The sequence below is a fragment of the Lentihominibacter sp. genome (assembly GCF_046951855.1).
GTDB lineage: Bacteria > Bacillota > Clostridia > Peptostreptococcales > Anaerovoracaceae > Lentihominibacter > Lentihominibacter hominis.
This window is the reverse complement of record NZ_JBKTXS010000013.1, coordinates 1-16,749: the sequence shown is the minus strand read 5'-3', so window position 1 is coordinate 16,749 and position 16,749 is coordinate 1. Positions and strand designations below refer to the sequence as shown.

The 16,749-nt window shown below is 41.2% G+C and carries 14 protein-coding genes; 2 read left to right on the top strand and 12 right to left on the bottom strand.

All coding sequences use genetic code 11. The features are described from left to right. Positions 1–58: 58 nt before the first annotated feature. Complete coding sequence (locus tag ACLR96_RS05140; protein ID WP_177267643.1) at positions 59–1,372, bottom strand: FAD-dependent oxidoreductase; 1,314 nt, start codon at positions 1,370–1,372, stop codon at positions 59–61. Positions 1,373–1,499: 127 nt separating this feature from the next. On the opposite strand from ACLR96_RS05140, the gene ACLR96_RS05135 reads away from it, so the two are divergent. After that, the gene (locus ACLR96_RS05135; RefSeq protein WP_177267642.1) at positions 1,500–2,336 is read left to right on the top strand and encodes a MerR family transcriptional regulator; all 837 of its coding nucleotides are present in this window, start codon (positions 1,500–1,502) and stop codon (positions 2,334–2,336) included. A 168-nt stretch (positions 2,337–2,504) separates the two neighbouring features. Beyond that, entirely contained in the window at positions 2,505–3,587 is a 1,083-nt protein-coding gene (locus tag ACLR96_RS05130) for a dihydrodipicolinate reductase (protein ID WP_177267641.1), read from the top strand. Between the two features lie 90 nt (positions 3,588–3,677). Here the strand turns inward: ACLR96_RS05130 and gap are convergent, their stop codons facing one another. The 11 genes from gap to ACLR96_RS05075 form a co-directional block, all read right to left on the bottom strand. Beyond that, positions 3,678–4,697 (bottom strand): type I glyceraldehyde-3-phosphate dehydrogenase, encoded by a 1,020-nt coding sequence (gene gap / locus ACLR96_RS05125; RefSeq protein WP_177267640.1) that lies wholly within the window; start codon positions 4,695–4,697, stop codon positions 3,678–3,680. A 13-nt stretch (positions 4,698–4,710) separates the two neighbouring features. Next, positions 4,711–6,426: a phosphoenolpyruvate--protein phosphotransferase gene (ptsP, locus tag ACLR96_RS05120; RefSeq protein WP_177267639.1), complete on the bottom strand. Its 1,716-nt coding sequence runs from the start codon at positions 6,424–6,426 to the stop codon at positions 4,711–4,713. A gap of 24 nt (positions 6,427–6,450) precedes the next feature. Continuing rightward, positions 6,451–6,717, bottom strand: a complete 267-nt coding sequence (locus ACLR96_RS05115; protein ID WP_177267638.1) for an HPr family phosphocarrier protein — start codon at positions 6,715–6,717, stop codon at positions 6,451–6,453. A 22-nt stretch (positions 6,718–6,739) separates the two neighbouring features. After that, positions 6,740–8,674, bottom strand: a complete 1,935-nt coding sequence (locus ACLR96_RS05110; protein WP_177267637.1) for a fructose-specific PTS transporter subunit EIIC — start codon at positions 8,672–8,674, stop codon at positions 6,740–6,742. A gap of 40 nt (positions 8,675–8,714) precedes the next feature. Continuing rightward, complete coding sequence (gene pfkB / locus ACLR96_RS05105) at positions 8,715–9,632, bottom strand: 1-phosphofructokinase (protein WP_177267636.1); 918 nt, start codon at positions 9,630–9,632, stop codon at positions 8,715–8,717. Between the two features lies 1 nt (position 9,633). Next, on the bottom strand, positions 9,634–10,380 hold the full coding sequence (locus ACLR96_RS05100; RefSeq protein ID WP_177267635.1) for a DeoR/GlpR family DNA-binding transcription regulator: 747 nt from the start codon (positions 10,378–10,380) through the stop codon (positions 9,634–9,636). A 280-nt stretch (positions 10,381–10,660) separates the two neighbouring features. Then, complete coding sequence (pnp, locus tag ACLR96_RS05095; protein WP_177267634.1) at positions 10,661–12,763, bottom strand: polyribonucleotide nucleotidyltransferase; 2,103 nt, start codon at positions 12,761–12,763, stop codon at positions 10,661–10,663. Between the two features lie 114 nt (positions 12,764–12,877). Continuing rightward, a complete protein-coding gene (rpsO, locus tag ACLR96_RS05090; RefSeq protein ID WP_177267633.1) occupies positions 12,878–13,144 on the bottom strand; it encodes a 30S ribosomal protein S15 in 267 nt (88 codons plus the stop codon). Between the two features lie 132 nt (positions 13,145–13,276). Continuing rightward, on the bottom strand, positions 13,277–14,716 hold the full coding sequence (locus ACLR96_RS05085; protein WP_177267632.1) for a 4Fe-4S dicluster domain-containing protein: 1,440 nt from the start codon (positions 14,714–14,716) through the stop codon (positions 13,277–13,279). Positions 14,717–14,794: 78 nt separating this feature from the next. Further along, a complete protein-coding gene (locus ACLR96_RS05080; protein ID WP_177267631.1) occupies positions 14,795–16,177 on the bottom strand; it encodes a TrpB-like pyridoxal phosphate-dependent enzyme in 1,383 nt (460 codons plus the stop codon). 42 nt (positions 16,178–16,219) lie between these two features. Further along, positions 16,220–16,354: a hypothetical protein gene (locus ACLR96_RS05075; protein WP_283242291.1), complete on the bottom strand. Its 135-nt coding sequence runs from the start codon at positions 16,352–16,354 to the stop codon at positions 16,220–16,222. Positions 16,355–16,749: the final 395 nt, after the last annotated feature.

The window sequence follows — 16,749 nt, the reverse complement described above, 5'->3', positions numbered from 1 at the left end:
AAACCTTTTTCATTGTCAATATTTTTTTCGAATATACTGATATATCTGATATTTATGTTTATATGAGCTGCTCTTCATATATATTATCTACGCCATACCTTCTGACTTTAGCGCTGATCTCCTCTGCATCTGTAGAATAAAGTCCTTTTTCTTTCATCCTCTTAAAATATTCAGCTCCGGCAAAAGTATAACGACTCATCAGTCCATCATCTGTCTTAAGGCTTTCGTTTGCAAACGAAATAAGATCTCCTATAGCTATTCCGATAGGAAGTTCAAGCATCTTCATTCCCTTGAGATATCTTACCGCATTATGGCCTGCCAGGCTTCCGGTAGAAATAGCTTCGGTATGACCTACAAAAAGACCTGATTTTTCTCCCCCGCAGAACAGATTCTCTATTCCGGCAGCTTTCATAGTGTTTTCTCTTTCTGCAACAGAAAGATACCTGATAGAATTACCCTTGCCTCCGGCATAAGGATCTACATATCTGGCATCTTCAAACCCCGGAACCTGTCTCAGTGTCTCCAGATCAAAAAACGGTGTCATTATCTTAGCATATCCCGTATCCAGCAATACTATATTCTCGGCATATTCATTGAGAGCATATTGTTTGCATACCTTCATATCAAGTTTTTCACGTTTTATAGCTTTTTCCGGAAGAGGAACTACTGCTACACCGGTTTCATTGAGCTGGTGCTGCAGTTCTTCTGACAAAGAACGCTTTTCCAGTTTGCCGCTGCCACTGAAAGCTCCAAAAGATCCGTCTTTTCTTTTGCCCATTATATCGCTTCCGCCGGCTTTAGCGCTAATACTTACTCTCGGACCGAAAGCAGGACACCTGAGGATACACATACAACATCCGTTTCCATATGTAAGGCAATTTCCCATAGGACCTGTGGATCCTGTTGTTTCTACAAAAACATCCCCCTCAATTTCCTCTCCGCCAGCCAATACAATTTTTTCAATGACAGACTCACCGTCTCTGCCGCCTCTCTGCTTATTTTTCTTTCTTGTCACTACATCTACCGCTCGCGCCATAAGCCTTACATCTATACCTTTTTCACGAAGAAGTCTTCTCACACACGGTTCCACTTTGGTAACATCATAAAGACTTGCGTGCTTATGCCCGGGAAAATCTATATTAATATGGCGCGAACATTTGTCTGTGATGGCAAATAAATCCCCTGCCCCCATTGCTATATTTTCCTCGGCAGCAGTAAACCTGCCATTGTTGCGCATGATTCCGCCTACATTTCCCAGACCTAAAAGAAGATCTGTTTTTTCCAGAAGCGTCACATCCGCTCCTGCTTTTTTTGCGGTGAGCGCCGCTGCACATCCGGACCAGCCACCGCCTATTACTACAACTCTATACAAAAAAATCCCTCCCAACTATGTTCATATTAAGATATGAATCATACAGCAAATTGGTTCATGACCCTTGAAAGGGCCTTATTTTTTATCGTATAATCAAATAAATTATCAGCTTTAAAGGAGGCTATATATGAATTTAAACTCTCTGACCATTGGACAGATGGCAAAACTGAATCATATTTCACCTCAGACTCTGCGACTTTATGACAGAGAAGGACTGCTGACTCCTGCCGTCACAGATCCCGATACAGGCTATCGCTATTATCATATAATCCAGTCAGCGCGGCTTGATATGATACAATATATGAAAGATTACGGCATGACGCTCAAACAAATCCGCCATACCCTGGACAACGGAAGCTCCAACGATATAAAATCTTTTTTAAAACGGCAGCAGCTCTCTATAGACATTCAAATAGATGAACTTTCAAGGCGCAGTCGTTCTATTTCCAGAATGCTGGAAAATTACAGAAAATATGAGTCTCTGCCAAAGGACGGCCGAATGTTTATGGAATACATACAGGAAAGGTATATCTATCGTTATTCCACTGAAAAAAATTTCTTTGATCAGGATCATACAGGATACGAATATATGCTTAGAGAATTAAAGATGCACTTGGCCAGCGAAGACCTCTCCATGGGTTACTTCTGCAACGTGGGAACCATAATGAGGCAAGAAACGATGCTTAAAGGTGATTTTTCTGCTAATGAAGTTTTCCTGTTTGTCGATCCTCAAGACCATGCATTAAATCCTGAAACCATACCTGCCGCAATGTATTACTGTATTTGTTCAGATGATTTTTACGCAGAAAAAGATAATGCAGCCAAACTGATAGCCCAAATACATAGAAGCGGACTTCAAATATGCGGAGATTATCTGTGTGAAGTTCTTGTGGAGTTTCCCATTTTTGAAAACAACTGCAGAAATATGTTTTATAAACTTGAGATACCTGTCAGTTCAAAATAATCTTACAAAAGATACACTGTACATAAATTTTTACGATTCATTAACATTAATCACAATAAATTTTAGAATTTTCAAAATACTGTTGACTTTATACTAACTATAAGGATTATGCTTATAGTATAAAATTTATAAATCAGTCCATACTTCAATAAAATGGGAGGTATCATTATGAATCGTAAAGTAAAAATAGCACAATACGGGTGCGGTAAAATGAGTAAATATTTGATAAGTTATGTTTTGGAAAAAGGAGCTGAGTTGGTTGCAGCCTTTGATGTAAATCCGGATATAGTTGGAAAGGATATCAGTATCATCACCGGCGGTAATCCTGTCGGATTAAAAATCTCCCCTGCATCTGATGCAGATACCATTCTAAAAAATACAAAGCCTGACGCATGTATCATTGCCACACGCAGCACTATGGAAGAGCTGAAAGAGGCCTTCTCAGTATGTGCAAAAAATGGAATCAATGCTATCTCGACTTGTGAAGAATCTCTTTATCCATGGAATTCATCACCTGACATAACAAAGGCTTTAGATATGCTTTCAAAGAAAAACAACTGTACACTATGTGGAAGCGGATATCCTGATCTTTACTGGGGAACCATGATAACTAATATCGCCGCATCTCTTGCAAAAATAACTAAAATTAAAGGAAGCAGCAGTTATAACGTAGAAGATTACGGAATAGCCCTTGCCCAAGGGCACGGAGCAGGGCTAAGCATAGAGGAATTCGAAAAGCAAATAGGCACCTGCAACAACCTATCCTCAGAAGAAATAGGCGCTCTTGTCAAAAAAGGGGAATATATTCCATCATATATGTGGAACCAAAACGGATGGCTTTGCAGTAAGCTGGGTCTCACTATCATATCTCAGACACAAAAATGCATACCCCACACCTATCACAAGGATCTGAGATCAGATACTCTCGGTATGACTGTAAAAGCCGGAAATGCTACTGGTATGTCAGCTATTGTTACCACAAAGACAGCTGAAGGAATAGTCCTTGAAACAGAATGCATAGGAAAAGTATATGCACCTGAAGAATTTGATAAAAATCAGTGGACTCTTTACGGAGAACCCGATACAACAATCATAGTAAACAAACCGTCTACTGTCGAACTGACATGCGCTACAATACTAAACAGACTGCCGCAGCTCATCGATGCTCCCGCAGGCTATATCAGTACTGACAAACTTCCATACAGTAGTTATATGGTAAAACCCATGAACGAATATATCACAAGTTTGTAAAATTCTCTGACAAACAGAAAATACGCCGGAAAACAATTTCTTTTCGGCGTATTTTCTGTTATTTAATAATGTGGTATAGGAATTATCTTCTTAAAGCAAGGTTCCCATATGTTTGAGAGTCTTTACCAGCTGAGAAGTGTAGCTCATCTCGTTATCGTACCATGACACAATTCTAACCTCATAAATATGTGTACCGCATTTTTCTGCAAGAGTCTGTGTAGCATCGAAAAGCGAACCATATGACATACCGATTATATCACTGGAAACAAGCTCTTCTTCGGTATAACCAAAAGAATCATTTGAAGCGGCCTTCATAGCTTCATTTATTCCCTCAACAGATACACTGTCTGTTTCGTCTTTCAAAGTAGCATCAAGGATTGTAAGTGATCCTGAAGGAACAGGCACTCTCTGAGCCGACCCAATAAGCTTACCGTCAAGCTCAGGGATAACAAGGCCTATAGCTTTAGCCGCTCCTGTACTGTTAGGCACGATATTTACAGCTCCGGCCCTCGCACGTCTGAAATCACCCTTCTTATGAGGTCCGTCAAGAATCATCTGATCTCCGGTATAAGCATGTATCGTAGTCATAAAACCTGTCCTGAGTTCTCTGTATTGATTGAGAGCCTTTGCCATAGGAGCCAGACAGTTTGTAGTACAGCTTGCTCCCGAAACAACATCATCATCTTTAGTGAGGATATCATGGTTTACACCATAGACAACAGTCGGTAGATCATTTCCGGCAGGCGCTGATATCAAAACTTTTTTAGCTCCCGCTTCAATATGCGCTCTTGCCTTATCCTTTGAAGCAAAAAAACCTGTACATTCAAGAACTACATCTACATCCAATTTCCCCCATGGAAGCTGACCGGGGTCCGGCGAAGAAAATACAGGTATTTCTTTTCCGTCTACTATGATACTGTTTTCTGTATTTTCAACATTATGACCACTGTAGGCTCCCTGAACACTGTCATATTTAAGCAAATATGACAACATCTCCGGTTTTGTCAAATCATTTATAGCAGCCACCTCAAATTCACTGTCTGTAAATATCCTTCTGAAAGCCAGTCTCCCGATCCTTCCGAATCCATTAATTGCAACCTTAGTACTCATAATGATATCCTCCTTATCTTTTTACACTGTTCAAATACTGTTCTGTTTCCTCAGCAGTATGTAAAGCCATGGCTTTTTCAGATACTTCTACTGCTTCATTAAAACTCCACATAGAAATATTTTTTCTGGTTTCCAGCACCTTTCCGCTGTCTACGCTGAATTCATCAAGCCCAAAAGCGATGAGACACGGAGTCAGTATCGTATCTGCCGCAGCTTCTCCGCACATACCCACAGGGATACCCGCTTTATGAGCTGATTCACATATAAATTTTATCATCCTCAGCACGGCAGGCTGATATGCCTTATAAAGATATGAAACCTTGGCATTGCCTCTGTCTGCAGACATCATATATCCTGTAAGATCATTGGTCCCTATACTGAAAAAATCTGCTTCGCCGGCAAGTATATCTGCCGTAACCGCTGCAGCCGGTGTTTCTATCATAATACCCAAGCAGACATTCGAATTAAATTCTTTTCCCTCTGCTTTCAACTCCTCGCAGCATTTATTTATCATATCTCTTACATCCCTTATTTCACACAGATTCGTTACCATAGGTAACATTATCCTTATGTTCCCCTGTGTATTAGCCCGAAGCAAGGCTCTTATCTGTGTCTTGAATAATGATTGGTTTTCAAGGCAATATCTTACTGCTCTAAATCCCATGAAAGGATTATCTTCCTTGCCCATATGCATATATGGAATATTTTTATCCCCGCCTACATCCAGCGTCCTTATTATAACAGGCGCAGGAGCAAATATATCTGCCGCTTTTCTATAAGCTTCAAGCTGCTCCTCTTCACCGGGTGCAGAATCTCTATCCATGTAAAGAAACTCCGTTCTGAAAAGACCTATTCCCTCAGCATCATCAGATCTGGCTTTCTCGGCATCTGCAGCATTTCCTATATTAGCAAAGACATCTTTTTTTTCCCCGCATAATGTCATACTCGGTTTACCTGAAAATTCTCTGAGCAATTCCTTATGCTTTTTGAAATCCTCTGCCTTTTTCATATATTCAGCTTCATCTGCATCCGTAGGATCCTTTATTACATCACCTGTCGTTCCATCAACAATCAGCTCATCTCCGTCATTTATTTTCAAAAGAGCTTCAGGAACACTGAGTACCGCCGGGATTCCCAGCGCTCTGGAAAGTATTGCAGAGTGAGAAGTATACCCTCCCGACTCAGCTATAATACCCGTGACTTTCTCAGGGTCTATATAAACCGCCATAGATGGAGTCAATTCATCTACTATTATCACCGAGCCTTTCGGAATATTAGATAAATCGGCAGACTCTGATTTTGTAAGTTTATCTCTGAGACTTTTATTCACATCACGTATATCCGCTGCCCTCTGCATAGTAAGTTCATCACCTGTTGCTTCAAAGATATCGGCAAAAAATCCCATTGTTTTATCTACAGCTTCTTCTGCACAACATCCATTTTCGATTTCCTCATTTATCTTTGATATCACAGAAGGATCCTTTACTATCTCCATATGGCTCTTCAGTATTCCCGATTCCTTTTCCATTCCTCGTTTTTTAAGTTTATTTACCGACTCTTGAGTATCCTCCAGAAACGATTGAAGCGACGTATTAAACCTGCGTGATTCCTGATCTTTATCCTCTGCCTTTTTGTAAATGCATTGTTTATTTTCCGATTTATCCTCGGATTTTATACAAACAGCGATACCTTTCGCTATTCCTTCCGAAACCGGGATTCCTTTCAGCATGACTTGATCCTCCGTAAATCTTATCTATTCTTCGCCAAATCCGGATTCAATCATATCTGCTGCCGCTTTAAGCGCAGCATCTTCATCCGGTCCGGTACACTGAAGTTCTATCTCATCTCCGAATTTTATACAGGAGGCAACTATGTTCATAAGACTTTTTCCGTTAATCTCATTTCCTTTAGCGATAATTTTAACGTCTGCATTATATTTATTCATATTATTTACAAATTCGGTTACAGGGCGCATATGAAATCCTTGTGAATTAACCACTTTCATTTTTTTTGATACCATTTTATTTTCCTCCGCTCAATATCTAATTTGAAACTTTTCTGGCAATATTTTTCTTTAATATAGCCAAAAGCGCCATTCCTACAACAGCTCCTACCACAAGTGCAATCACATAAAACAGTACATTTCCTACTACAGGGAATACAAATATTCCTCCATGAGGAGCTCTCAAAGTACATCCGAATGCCATAGAAAGTCCGCCTGCTACGGCAGAACCCACTACGCATGAAGGGATAACCCTAATAGGATCTGACGCCGCATATGGTATAGCTCCTTCCGTTATAAAGCATAGTCCCATAATATAGTTTATAGGAGCTGATTTCAGTTCTGTATCAGTCCATTTGTTTTTAAAGAATGTAGCACAGAGAGCGATTGCTATCGGCGGAACCATACCTCCGATCATTACAGCCGCCATGATATCAAAGCCTCCTGTAGTTATTGCTGCTGTACCGAAAACATATGCCGCTTTATTAAACGGTCCTCCCATATCTATCGCCATCATTCCGGCTACTACGCATCCGAGTATTATCTTACTGGTTTCTCCCATAGAATTAAGCAGATCTGTGATCCACATATTCAATGCTCCGACAGCCGGATTTATAGCACACATAAACAGTCCGATTATTATTGTTCCCAACAGAGGCAAGATCAATACAGGCAGCATACTTTCCAGTGATTTAGGAAGGAATGAGAAGATCTTTTTAAGAAGAAGTACGATATATCCACCTGCGAACCCTGCTATCAAAGCTCCCAAGAATCCCGAAATAGCTGAGCTGTCACCCGATACTTGTGCAAATGTACTTCCGACTGTGGCTATAAAACCTCCCACAAAGCCTACAGCAAGACCGGGTCTGTCAGCAATACTTCTTGCTATATATCCTGCCAGTACCGGAAGCATAAAGCTGAATGCATATCCTCCTATCGTCTTAAAGAAAGCGGCGGCTGCAGTATAAGTTCCGAAGGAAGAATCTTTCGGCGCTCCTGCAATAGTATCAATCAGAAATGCTAAAGCAATCATTATTCCTCCGCCAATAACGAATGGAAGCATATATGAAACACCGTTCATCAAATGCTTATAGATCTGACGTCCCGCAGATTCACTTGAAACATTGATCTCTGTTGTTTTCCCTCCTTCATACGTGTATACAGGAGCTTTGCCTTTTATTACTTCCTGTATCAGTTCCTCCGGTTCATTTATACCTTTAGATACAGTAGTTTTCAAAACAAGCTTCCCATCAAAACGTACCATTTCAACGTTTTTATCAGCAGCTATTATAACTCCGTCTGCTTCCTGTATTTCCTGAGGAGTCAATACATTTTTAGCTCCGCCTGAACCATTAGTCTCCACCTTTATCTGTACACCCATTTCGGCAGCCTTCTGTTCCAGCGCTTCTGCTGCCATATATGTGTGTGCTATTCCTGTAGGACACGCCGTTACTGCTACTACTTTGTGCTGATATTTTTTTTCGCTCTTTTTAACCGCCGAAGACTCAGGCTTTCCGTATTTATCTTCTTCGGCTTTATCTATTATATTTAAAAATTCATCCTTACTTCCGGCTTCCAGCAGATTCTTTCTGAGATCAAGATCCATCAAAAGTGTCATAAGACGTGAGAGGACTTCAAGGTGAAGATCGCCATCTTCAGGAGCCGCTATCATGAAAAGAAGATTTGAAGGCTTTCCGTCAGGGGCTCCGTAATCTATCCCGTCTTTTACAGTCATCACAGCAAGACCGGGTTTTAATACCGCGCTGCTTTTAGCATGAGGTATAGCTATACCTTCGCCTACTGCCGTAGTACTCTCTGCCTCTCTTGCCAGAATATCTTCTCTGTATTTCTTTTTATCAGAAAGATTCCCGGCCTTGTCATGCATCTCAACCAATGCTTCAATTGCGGTGTTTTTGTCTGAAACATCAGCATTGAGAATCATAGCACTCTTGTTTAATAAATTTGTAATACGCATGTTTAATTCTCCTTTCCTTTAGTTCAGATCACTAAAGTGATCATTTAGGCTGCACATCTTCGGTGCCCCTCAACTCTTTTAAACAACCGTATATCTTATGATTTTCAGCAAGACCCGGCGAAAGTGCCGTTGCGGATCCTGCCGCACTTCCCAGATCAAGAGCATATTTATAGTCACCTGTCTGCATATATCCCACAAGAAATCCCGCCACCATGGAATCGCCTGATCCAACTGTGTTGAGAACCTTCCCTGTGCATACTCCTGCTCTGTATATATTACCGTCTTCTGCCAGAAGGACTGCTCCATCTTTGCCTAATGAAACTATTACATTACGCGCTCCGGATTCCCGAAGCTTTAATGCCCCTTCCTCAGCGCTGATGTCTTTTCCGAAAATATCTTTGAGCTCGTCTATATTAGGTTTTATAAGGAAGGGTCTGTATTTCAGTGAATTTATGAGAAGATCGCCGTTTGTATCCACTATTATTCTCATTTTTTTATCTTTGGTAAGCTTCAATATTCTATCATAAGTATCCTGAGGAAGTACCTTAGGTATATTGCCGGATATAATGAGAATATCGCCATCTTTAAGTTTCTTCAGCTTTTCTGCCAATTTGTCAAAATCCGCTGCTGTAGGCACAGTTCCCTGTCCGTTTATCTCCGTTTCCTCATCCGCTTTGATTTTTACATTTATTCTGGTTATCCCCTGTGTCAAATGAATAAAGTCAGTATCTATCCCTTTATCCCGAAGTCCCGATTCAAGAGCCTGCCCGGTAAATCCGCTGACAAATCCAAGAGCCACACTCCCCACTCCAAGTTCTTTAAGTACCTGAGATACATTTATCCCTTTCCCTCCCAGAAAATATTCTTCATGGGTCGAACGGTTAGTCATTCCCTCTTTCAGCAAATCAAGATGTACTACATAATCTATAGCGGGACTGATGGTTATCGTGTATATCATCTCACTTAACCTCCTTTATCACAGCATATTCTCTGTATAAATCATTATTTAATGTATCAGTAATAATACATGATCCCTTTAATTTTGCAAATGTCACCGCAAATATCTGATCAAATTTCGAAGAATCTGCCAATATATACGATGTATGAGACCGCTTCACAACCTCCTCTTTTATCATAGCCTCATCCAGATCAGGCGTCGTGAATCCTTTGGAAACATCTATACCGTTGACACCCATAAAACATTTTGTAAAATTATAGCTTTGTATTGACTTCACAGCTCTTGCACCTATTACGGAAAGTGTCTTTCCCTTTACTCTCCCGCATACTACACTTACATCCATTCCTTTCTGAGCAAGCTTCTGAGCATGAATTATGCCATTGGTCATGTAAGTCGCTGTATGATTTTCTATATGCTCTACCATCTTTTCCGTAGTCGTGCCGGCATCTATGAATACTGAATCATTGTCATCTATGAGGCCGGCCGCATATCTGGCTATCAGTTCTTTCTCATCAACATGAACTGAAGACTTCGTGATAATGTCTTCTTCCAGTGTATTCACATCTTTTTCTATCCGCATTGCTCCGCCGAAAACTTTTCTTAATCTGCCCATATCATCAAGCTCATTTATGTCTCGTCGAATTGTAGATTCGCTGACATTGAGCATTTCGGCAAGCCTGATATTTTTTACGGCTCCTTTTTCGGATAACTCTGCCAATATCTTATTGAATCTTTCTTCCTGCAGCATATCTTTTCTCCTTTGTGTTTTAATAATAACACAATCTCGTTCAAAGTCAATCATTTTCATTCAAAATATTTCATTTTCATTCAAATTTCTCCACACTTTATCAGAATCCCAACTAATTATCAGTCTTACATCGCATGCTTTTCTCATACAAAACAAAAAAATGCGAAACTGCAATCTTAGCTTTTACACAAATATCGACTCTCATACTCTCCAAATACTATAAGTTATATAAAAAAACATCCGGTCTCTTTTAAAACCGGATGTTTTATATTTTCTTAATTTATTTAAGCAGTTCTTTTCTTGAAAGATTTATCCTGTTCTGATTATCTATCTCAGTAACTTTTACCGTCACCATATCACCGACATTCATGACATCTTCCACTTTTTCCACTCTTTCTTTTGCCATTTTCGAAATATGCAGCAAGCCTTCTTTTCCCGGAAGAATCTCTATAAATGCTCCAAAAGGCATCACTCGTGTCACCTTTCCCTCATAAATCTCACCGGGTTCAGGTTCTTTAAGCAACATCTCGATTTCCTTAACTCCTGCCTGAGCAGATTCCATATCAGGAGCAGCAATATATACAAGCCCTGTATCATCGATATCAATCTTTACTCCGGTGTCAGCGATTATCTTATTAATAGTCTTTCCTCCAGGTCCAATAACAGTTCTAATCTGGTCGGTATCGATCTGCATAGATATAATCCTCGGAGCATAAGGAGAAAGCTCTTTCCTCGGTTCTGATATCTCATCCAGCATTTCTTTCATTATATGCATTCTGCCTTCATAAGCCTGCTTCAAAGCATTCTGCAGAACTTCCTTCGAAAGACCGTGTACTTTAATGTCCATCTGAATAGCTGTCACACCTTTAGCTGTACCAGCCACTTTAAAGTCCATATCCCCAAGAAAATCCTCCATACCCTGTATATCTGAAAGGATTGCCATCTTACTGCTTCCGTCTTCTTCCACCCGTTCTATAAGTCCCATGGCTATTCCGGCAACAGGAGCTTTAATAGGAACACCTGCATCCATAAGAGCCAGACAGCTTCCGCATACAGATGCCTGCGATGTAGAACCATTAGAGGAAAGAACCTCAGATACTACCCTGATAGCATAAGGAAAATCCTCCTCATCAGGTAATACCGGCAAAAGCGCTCTTTCTGCCAATGCGCCATGTCCAATCTCTCTTCTTCCCGGACTTCTCATAGGTCTTGCTTCTCCCACAGAGTAAGGTGGGAAGTTGTAGTGATGCATATATCTTTTCTCAGTCTGCTCCGTTATTCCATCAATAGTTTGCGCTTCGCCCAGAGGTCCCAGAGTCGCAATAGACATTACTTGAGTCTGTCCTCTTTTAAACAAGCCTGAACCGTGTGTCCTCGGAAGAAGACCGGTTTCACACCATATCGGCCTGATCTCCGTACCTTTCCTGTTATCCGGTCTGATTCCGTCATCAAGGATCAGACTTCTCACCTGCTCCTTGGTTATAGAATAAAGCACATTGCCGATATCCTTACTGTTGTCAGGATATATCTCTTCAAAATGTTCTTTTGTCTCAGCTTCCACAGCATCCATATTATCCAGTCTCTCCATTTTGTCATAAGTCTGGATAGCGGCTCTCATCTTATCTTCTGCATATTCTCTGACCGCTGCTTCTATATCTTCAGGCACTTTATAAAGCTCCAGCTCCATTTTAGGCTTGCCGACTTCCTTCACGATCTCATCTATGAATTCTACTATCTTCTTTATTTCTTCATGGGCAAACATTATAGCATCCAGAATAGTTTCCTCAGACACCTCTTCAGCGCCCGCCTCTACCATCATAATAGCTTCTTTAGTACCGGAAACCACCAAATGCAGACTGCTTTCCTCTCTCTGCGCCAATGACGGATTCACCACAAACTGTCCATCAATCATTCCTATAAGAACAGATCCCGTAGGTCCGTCCCACGGAATATCAGATATCGCAAGCGCCACTGATGATCCTATCATAGCGGCAATTTCAGACGGCGCATCATGATCGACACACATAACAGTCGCCACCACCTGCACATCATTGAAAAAACCCTTAGGAAACAACGGTCTCAAAGGTCTGTCCATCAGCCTTGAATTAAGTATAGCCTTTTCACTCGGCCGGCCTTCTCTTTTAATAAATCCACCGGGAATCTTTCCGGCTGCATACATCTTTTCCTCATAGTCGCAAGAAAGCGGGAAAAAATCAATATCAGGCCTCGGTTCTTTAGACGCTACGGCCGTAACATTAACCACAGTATCGCCATATCTCACCATAACCTGTCCATTAGCCATTTCGCATACTTTTCCTATCTCAAGTTCGAGAAGCTTGCCGCCGATGGCTGTCTTAAAAGTCCTGTAATCTGTAAATTTCATAATAAACAACTACCTCCTGTTTATTCTTTCTTCTAACAACATCTATGCAATATTTCCTGCATGATAAAAAACAGGCGGGATCAATATGAGCCCGCCTAAATTTTTAAGTTTAATTTACTTTCTCAAACCTAAGCGAGTGATAAGATCTCTGTATCTTTCAAGATCCTTCTCTCTCAGGTAATTAAGAAGGTTTCTTCTCTGTCCTACCATCTTCAAAAGACCTCTTCTTGAATGATGGTCTTTCTTGTGTATTTGAAGATGCTCGTTCAGATCGTTTATTCTGTATGTCAGTACTGCTATCTGAACTTCCGGAGAACCTGTGTCTCCTTCTTTTCTCTGATATTCCTTAATAATTTCCGCTTTTTTTTCAGTTGTTATCATATTCTGTTCCTCCTTATTCTTATTCGCCTGCCGCCGAGTCGCCGTCGGAGTTTCGCCCGACTAAGCCGCAGGTAAATTTGCTAACAATTCATCTTACCATATTAATATAATCATTGCAAGCTATATAATTTTTTATTCTCTGTTGTTGGCTTGCTCTACAGCTTCCTGTATTTCTTTGATCTTGGCGCTTATTCCATACGCCTCGATCTTTTTCCTATTGGCTTTATCCACATGGGTAAGACAAGCTGCCCCACCTATGCAGCCTCCGTCACACACCATTCCTTCTATGAAATTATTGGGCAGTACCCCTCTGCTTGCTCTGGTCAGTGCAGATTTGCACTGATCAATACCGTCACACACTATCGGATTAACTTTAACTTCATCACCTATTCTCTCTTTAACGGCTTCCGCAACCGCGTCTGCAACGCCTCCTGATCTTGCAAAATTTCTTCCGAAAGGCGACGCCGTATTAAGATCCGTCTCAGGCAGTTCCTCTACTTCAATGTCTTTACTGTCTATCAGAGCCTGAAGTTCTTCAAAAGTCAAAACATAATCGATATATTCAGCCACCTTTGGATCCTTTATTTCCCCTTTTTTAGCGGTACACGGCCCTATGAACACAACTTTGCAGTCAGGGTCATATTTTTTTATGAGTTTTCCGGCTTCAGCCATAGGAGACAGACTGGTAGATATATACTTCTCCATCTCCGGGAAATTGTTCTTTATATACTGGACAAAAGCAGGACAGCACGACGATGTCATCAGCTCTCTTTCCTGAAGCTCTTCCGCTTCATTATAAGCCACGATATCAGCTCCCAGTGCAGCTTCCTCAACTCCGTAAAAGCCAACTTCCTTGATCGCCGTTATTACCTGTCCCGGTTTGGCATATGTAAACTGGCTGGCAATAGCCGGAGCTACTACCGCATATACTTTAAATTTTTCATTGTTTTCACTGGCCATTATCGTCTTGATAACATCGGTTATACTGGACACATCAAGAGTAGCTCCGAAAGGACACTGATATACACATGCGCCACAGGCAATACACTTCTCGCTGTCTATAGTGGCGACACCATCTTTTGCCATATATATGGCATCTACTTTGCAAGCTTTTTCACAAGGCCGCTTAAAATTGGTTATGGCACTGTAAGGACACACTTCTGCGCACTTTCCGCATTCCACACACTTATCCTTATCTATATGAGCCATCTGCTCATCATCGAATGTTATCGCCCCCAGTTTACACGCATCAGAACATCTGTGAGCTACACATCCTCTGCACAGATCTGTTACAACATGACCGGCCACAGGACATTCATCACATGAAATATCTATCACCTGAATAATGTTAGGGTTATTTTTATTACCGCCAAGGGCAATCCTGATTCTCTCTGCCACTATGGCTCTGTCCTTGTAAATACAGCAGCTCATCGGAGGCGCATCCTTCTTGACAATCTCATCGGCTATCTCATTAAACACCATGAAGGCATCATTGCCCCTCCATGTCTGCCATGCCAGCTCCATTAATACCGTATACTTTAATTCTTGTACTTTGGTGTCAAAAATTCTCATAAATACCTCTCTGTTAAATTTATAACTTTCTATTTATATAATAAGATACAAATGAAGAATTGTAAACACCCATATTTACTATTCCTGTATTCCCGGTATCTTAGGAAGAGCCTCTATAGCAGGTTTAAGTTCCTCATCACTAGGGATATAATCATTCATATTCCCTTCATTATACGCAGCATACGCTGTCATATCAAAGTATCCTGTTCCTGTAAGACCGAATAGAATAGTCTTTGCTTCTCCCGTCTGTCTGCATTTCAATGCCTCATCTATAGCCGCTCTGATGGCGTGAGCCGATTCCGGGGCAGGAAGAATCGTCTCAAGCTTGGCAAATTGAACTGCTGCTTCAAAGACCTTAGTTTGTTCATACGCTACAGCTTCCATATATCCATCATGATACAGCTTGGACAGTATCGGGGACATCCCGTGATATCTAAGGCCGCCTGCATGATTGGCCGACGGCTTGAATGTGCAGCCCAGCGTATACATCTTAGCCATAGGAGTAATCTTTCCTGTATCACAGAAATCATATCGATAAACACCCCTTGTAAGAGATGGGCACGAAGCCGGCTCTACAGCAATAAACCGCGGATCTGACTTACCGGTCAGCTTATCTTGCATAAACGGAGCTATAAGGCCTCCGAGATTCGAACCGCCTCCCGCACATCCTATAACTATATCAGGATATTCATCGCAAAGTTCCATAGCCGTTTTCGATTCAAGGCCTATGACAGACTGGTGAAGCACCACCTGATTGAGGACCGAACCAAGTACATATTTATACCCATCGCTTGTAACAGCCCTTTCCACCGCTTCTGATATGGCACAGCCCAAGCTTCCGCTGTTATCCGGATCTTCCGCCAAGATCCTTCGTCCAGCCTCCGTTCTCTCTGAAGGTGATGCGAAAACTTTTGCTCCAAAAGTCTTCATGATATCTTTTCTGAAAGGTTTCTGCTGGAATGATACCTTAACCATATAAACCTCCAGATCCAGTCCAAAATATGAGCAAGCTTCCGAGAGAGCTGTCCCCCACTGGCCGGCTCCCGTCTCTGTAGTTACCCCTTTAAGACCTTCTTTTCCTGCATAATATGCCTGAGCCACAGCAGAATTCAGTTTATGACTTCCGGATGTATTATTTCCTTCAAATTTATAGTATATTTTTGCCGGTGTATCCAAAGCTTTCTCAAGATTATAGGCTCTGCATAAAGGTGATGGTCTGTAAATCTTGTAAATATCCAAAACTTCCTCAGGAATATCAAAATATCTGGTTTCATCATCCATCTCCTGCTTTGCCAGATCCTCGCAGAACACAGGATAAAGATCTTCGAGAGCCGCAGGCCTGCCTGTAGCAGGGTTAATCAGAGGAGCGGCCTGTTCCTTCATATCTGCCCTTAGGTTATACCATTGCTTGGGAATTTGATCTTCTGTAAGATATATTCTGTGCGGTATTTTAGTTTTCATTTAAAACTCCTTTCACTTACTGACATTGTTAATAATATTTTTTCAGGAAATAGAAAAACTCAATATCTCCCAATTATAAAAAGCGCTCTTGCCCCAGCTACGGGACAAAAGCGCTGCTTTTGTTATGCCACCCAAGGATAACGATTCTACCCTTATCTTTTCACGTACAGCTATCATACGCACTCCCTTTATAACAGGCGGAGATCCCGTCAGTTTCTACTCGGCTATACAGCTTTTCGTCTGCCCTCATAAGTCCATTCGATCCGGTTATCCTTATCGCTCTCCCACCGCACGCGACTCTCTTTGAATTCAAAACCTGACCTACTATTCTTAATCATCGGTTTAAAGTTTTTATATTATTATGGTGTAATTATATTCATCCTGAATATATTTGTCAAGAATTTATTCTCTCGCTGCTTCTACAGCATACGCTGCTGCGCGCTCCTTATGTTCTTCTTCAGTCAGAGGCGGGAACAACTCGTCAAACGACTTTTCCTTATCATTGGCTTTGACAACATCTCTGGCCTTTCCTCTTTTTACATTTATGTATCTTATTATCATAGGTACTATTG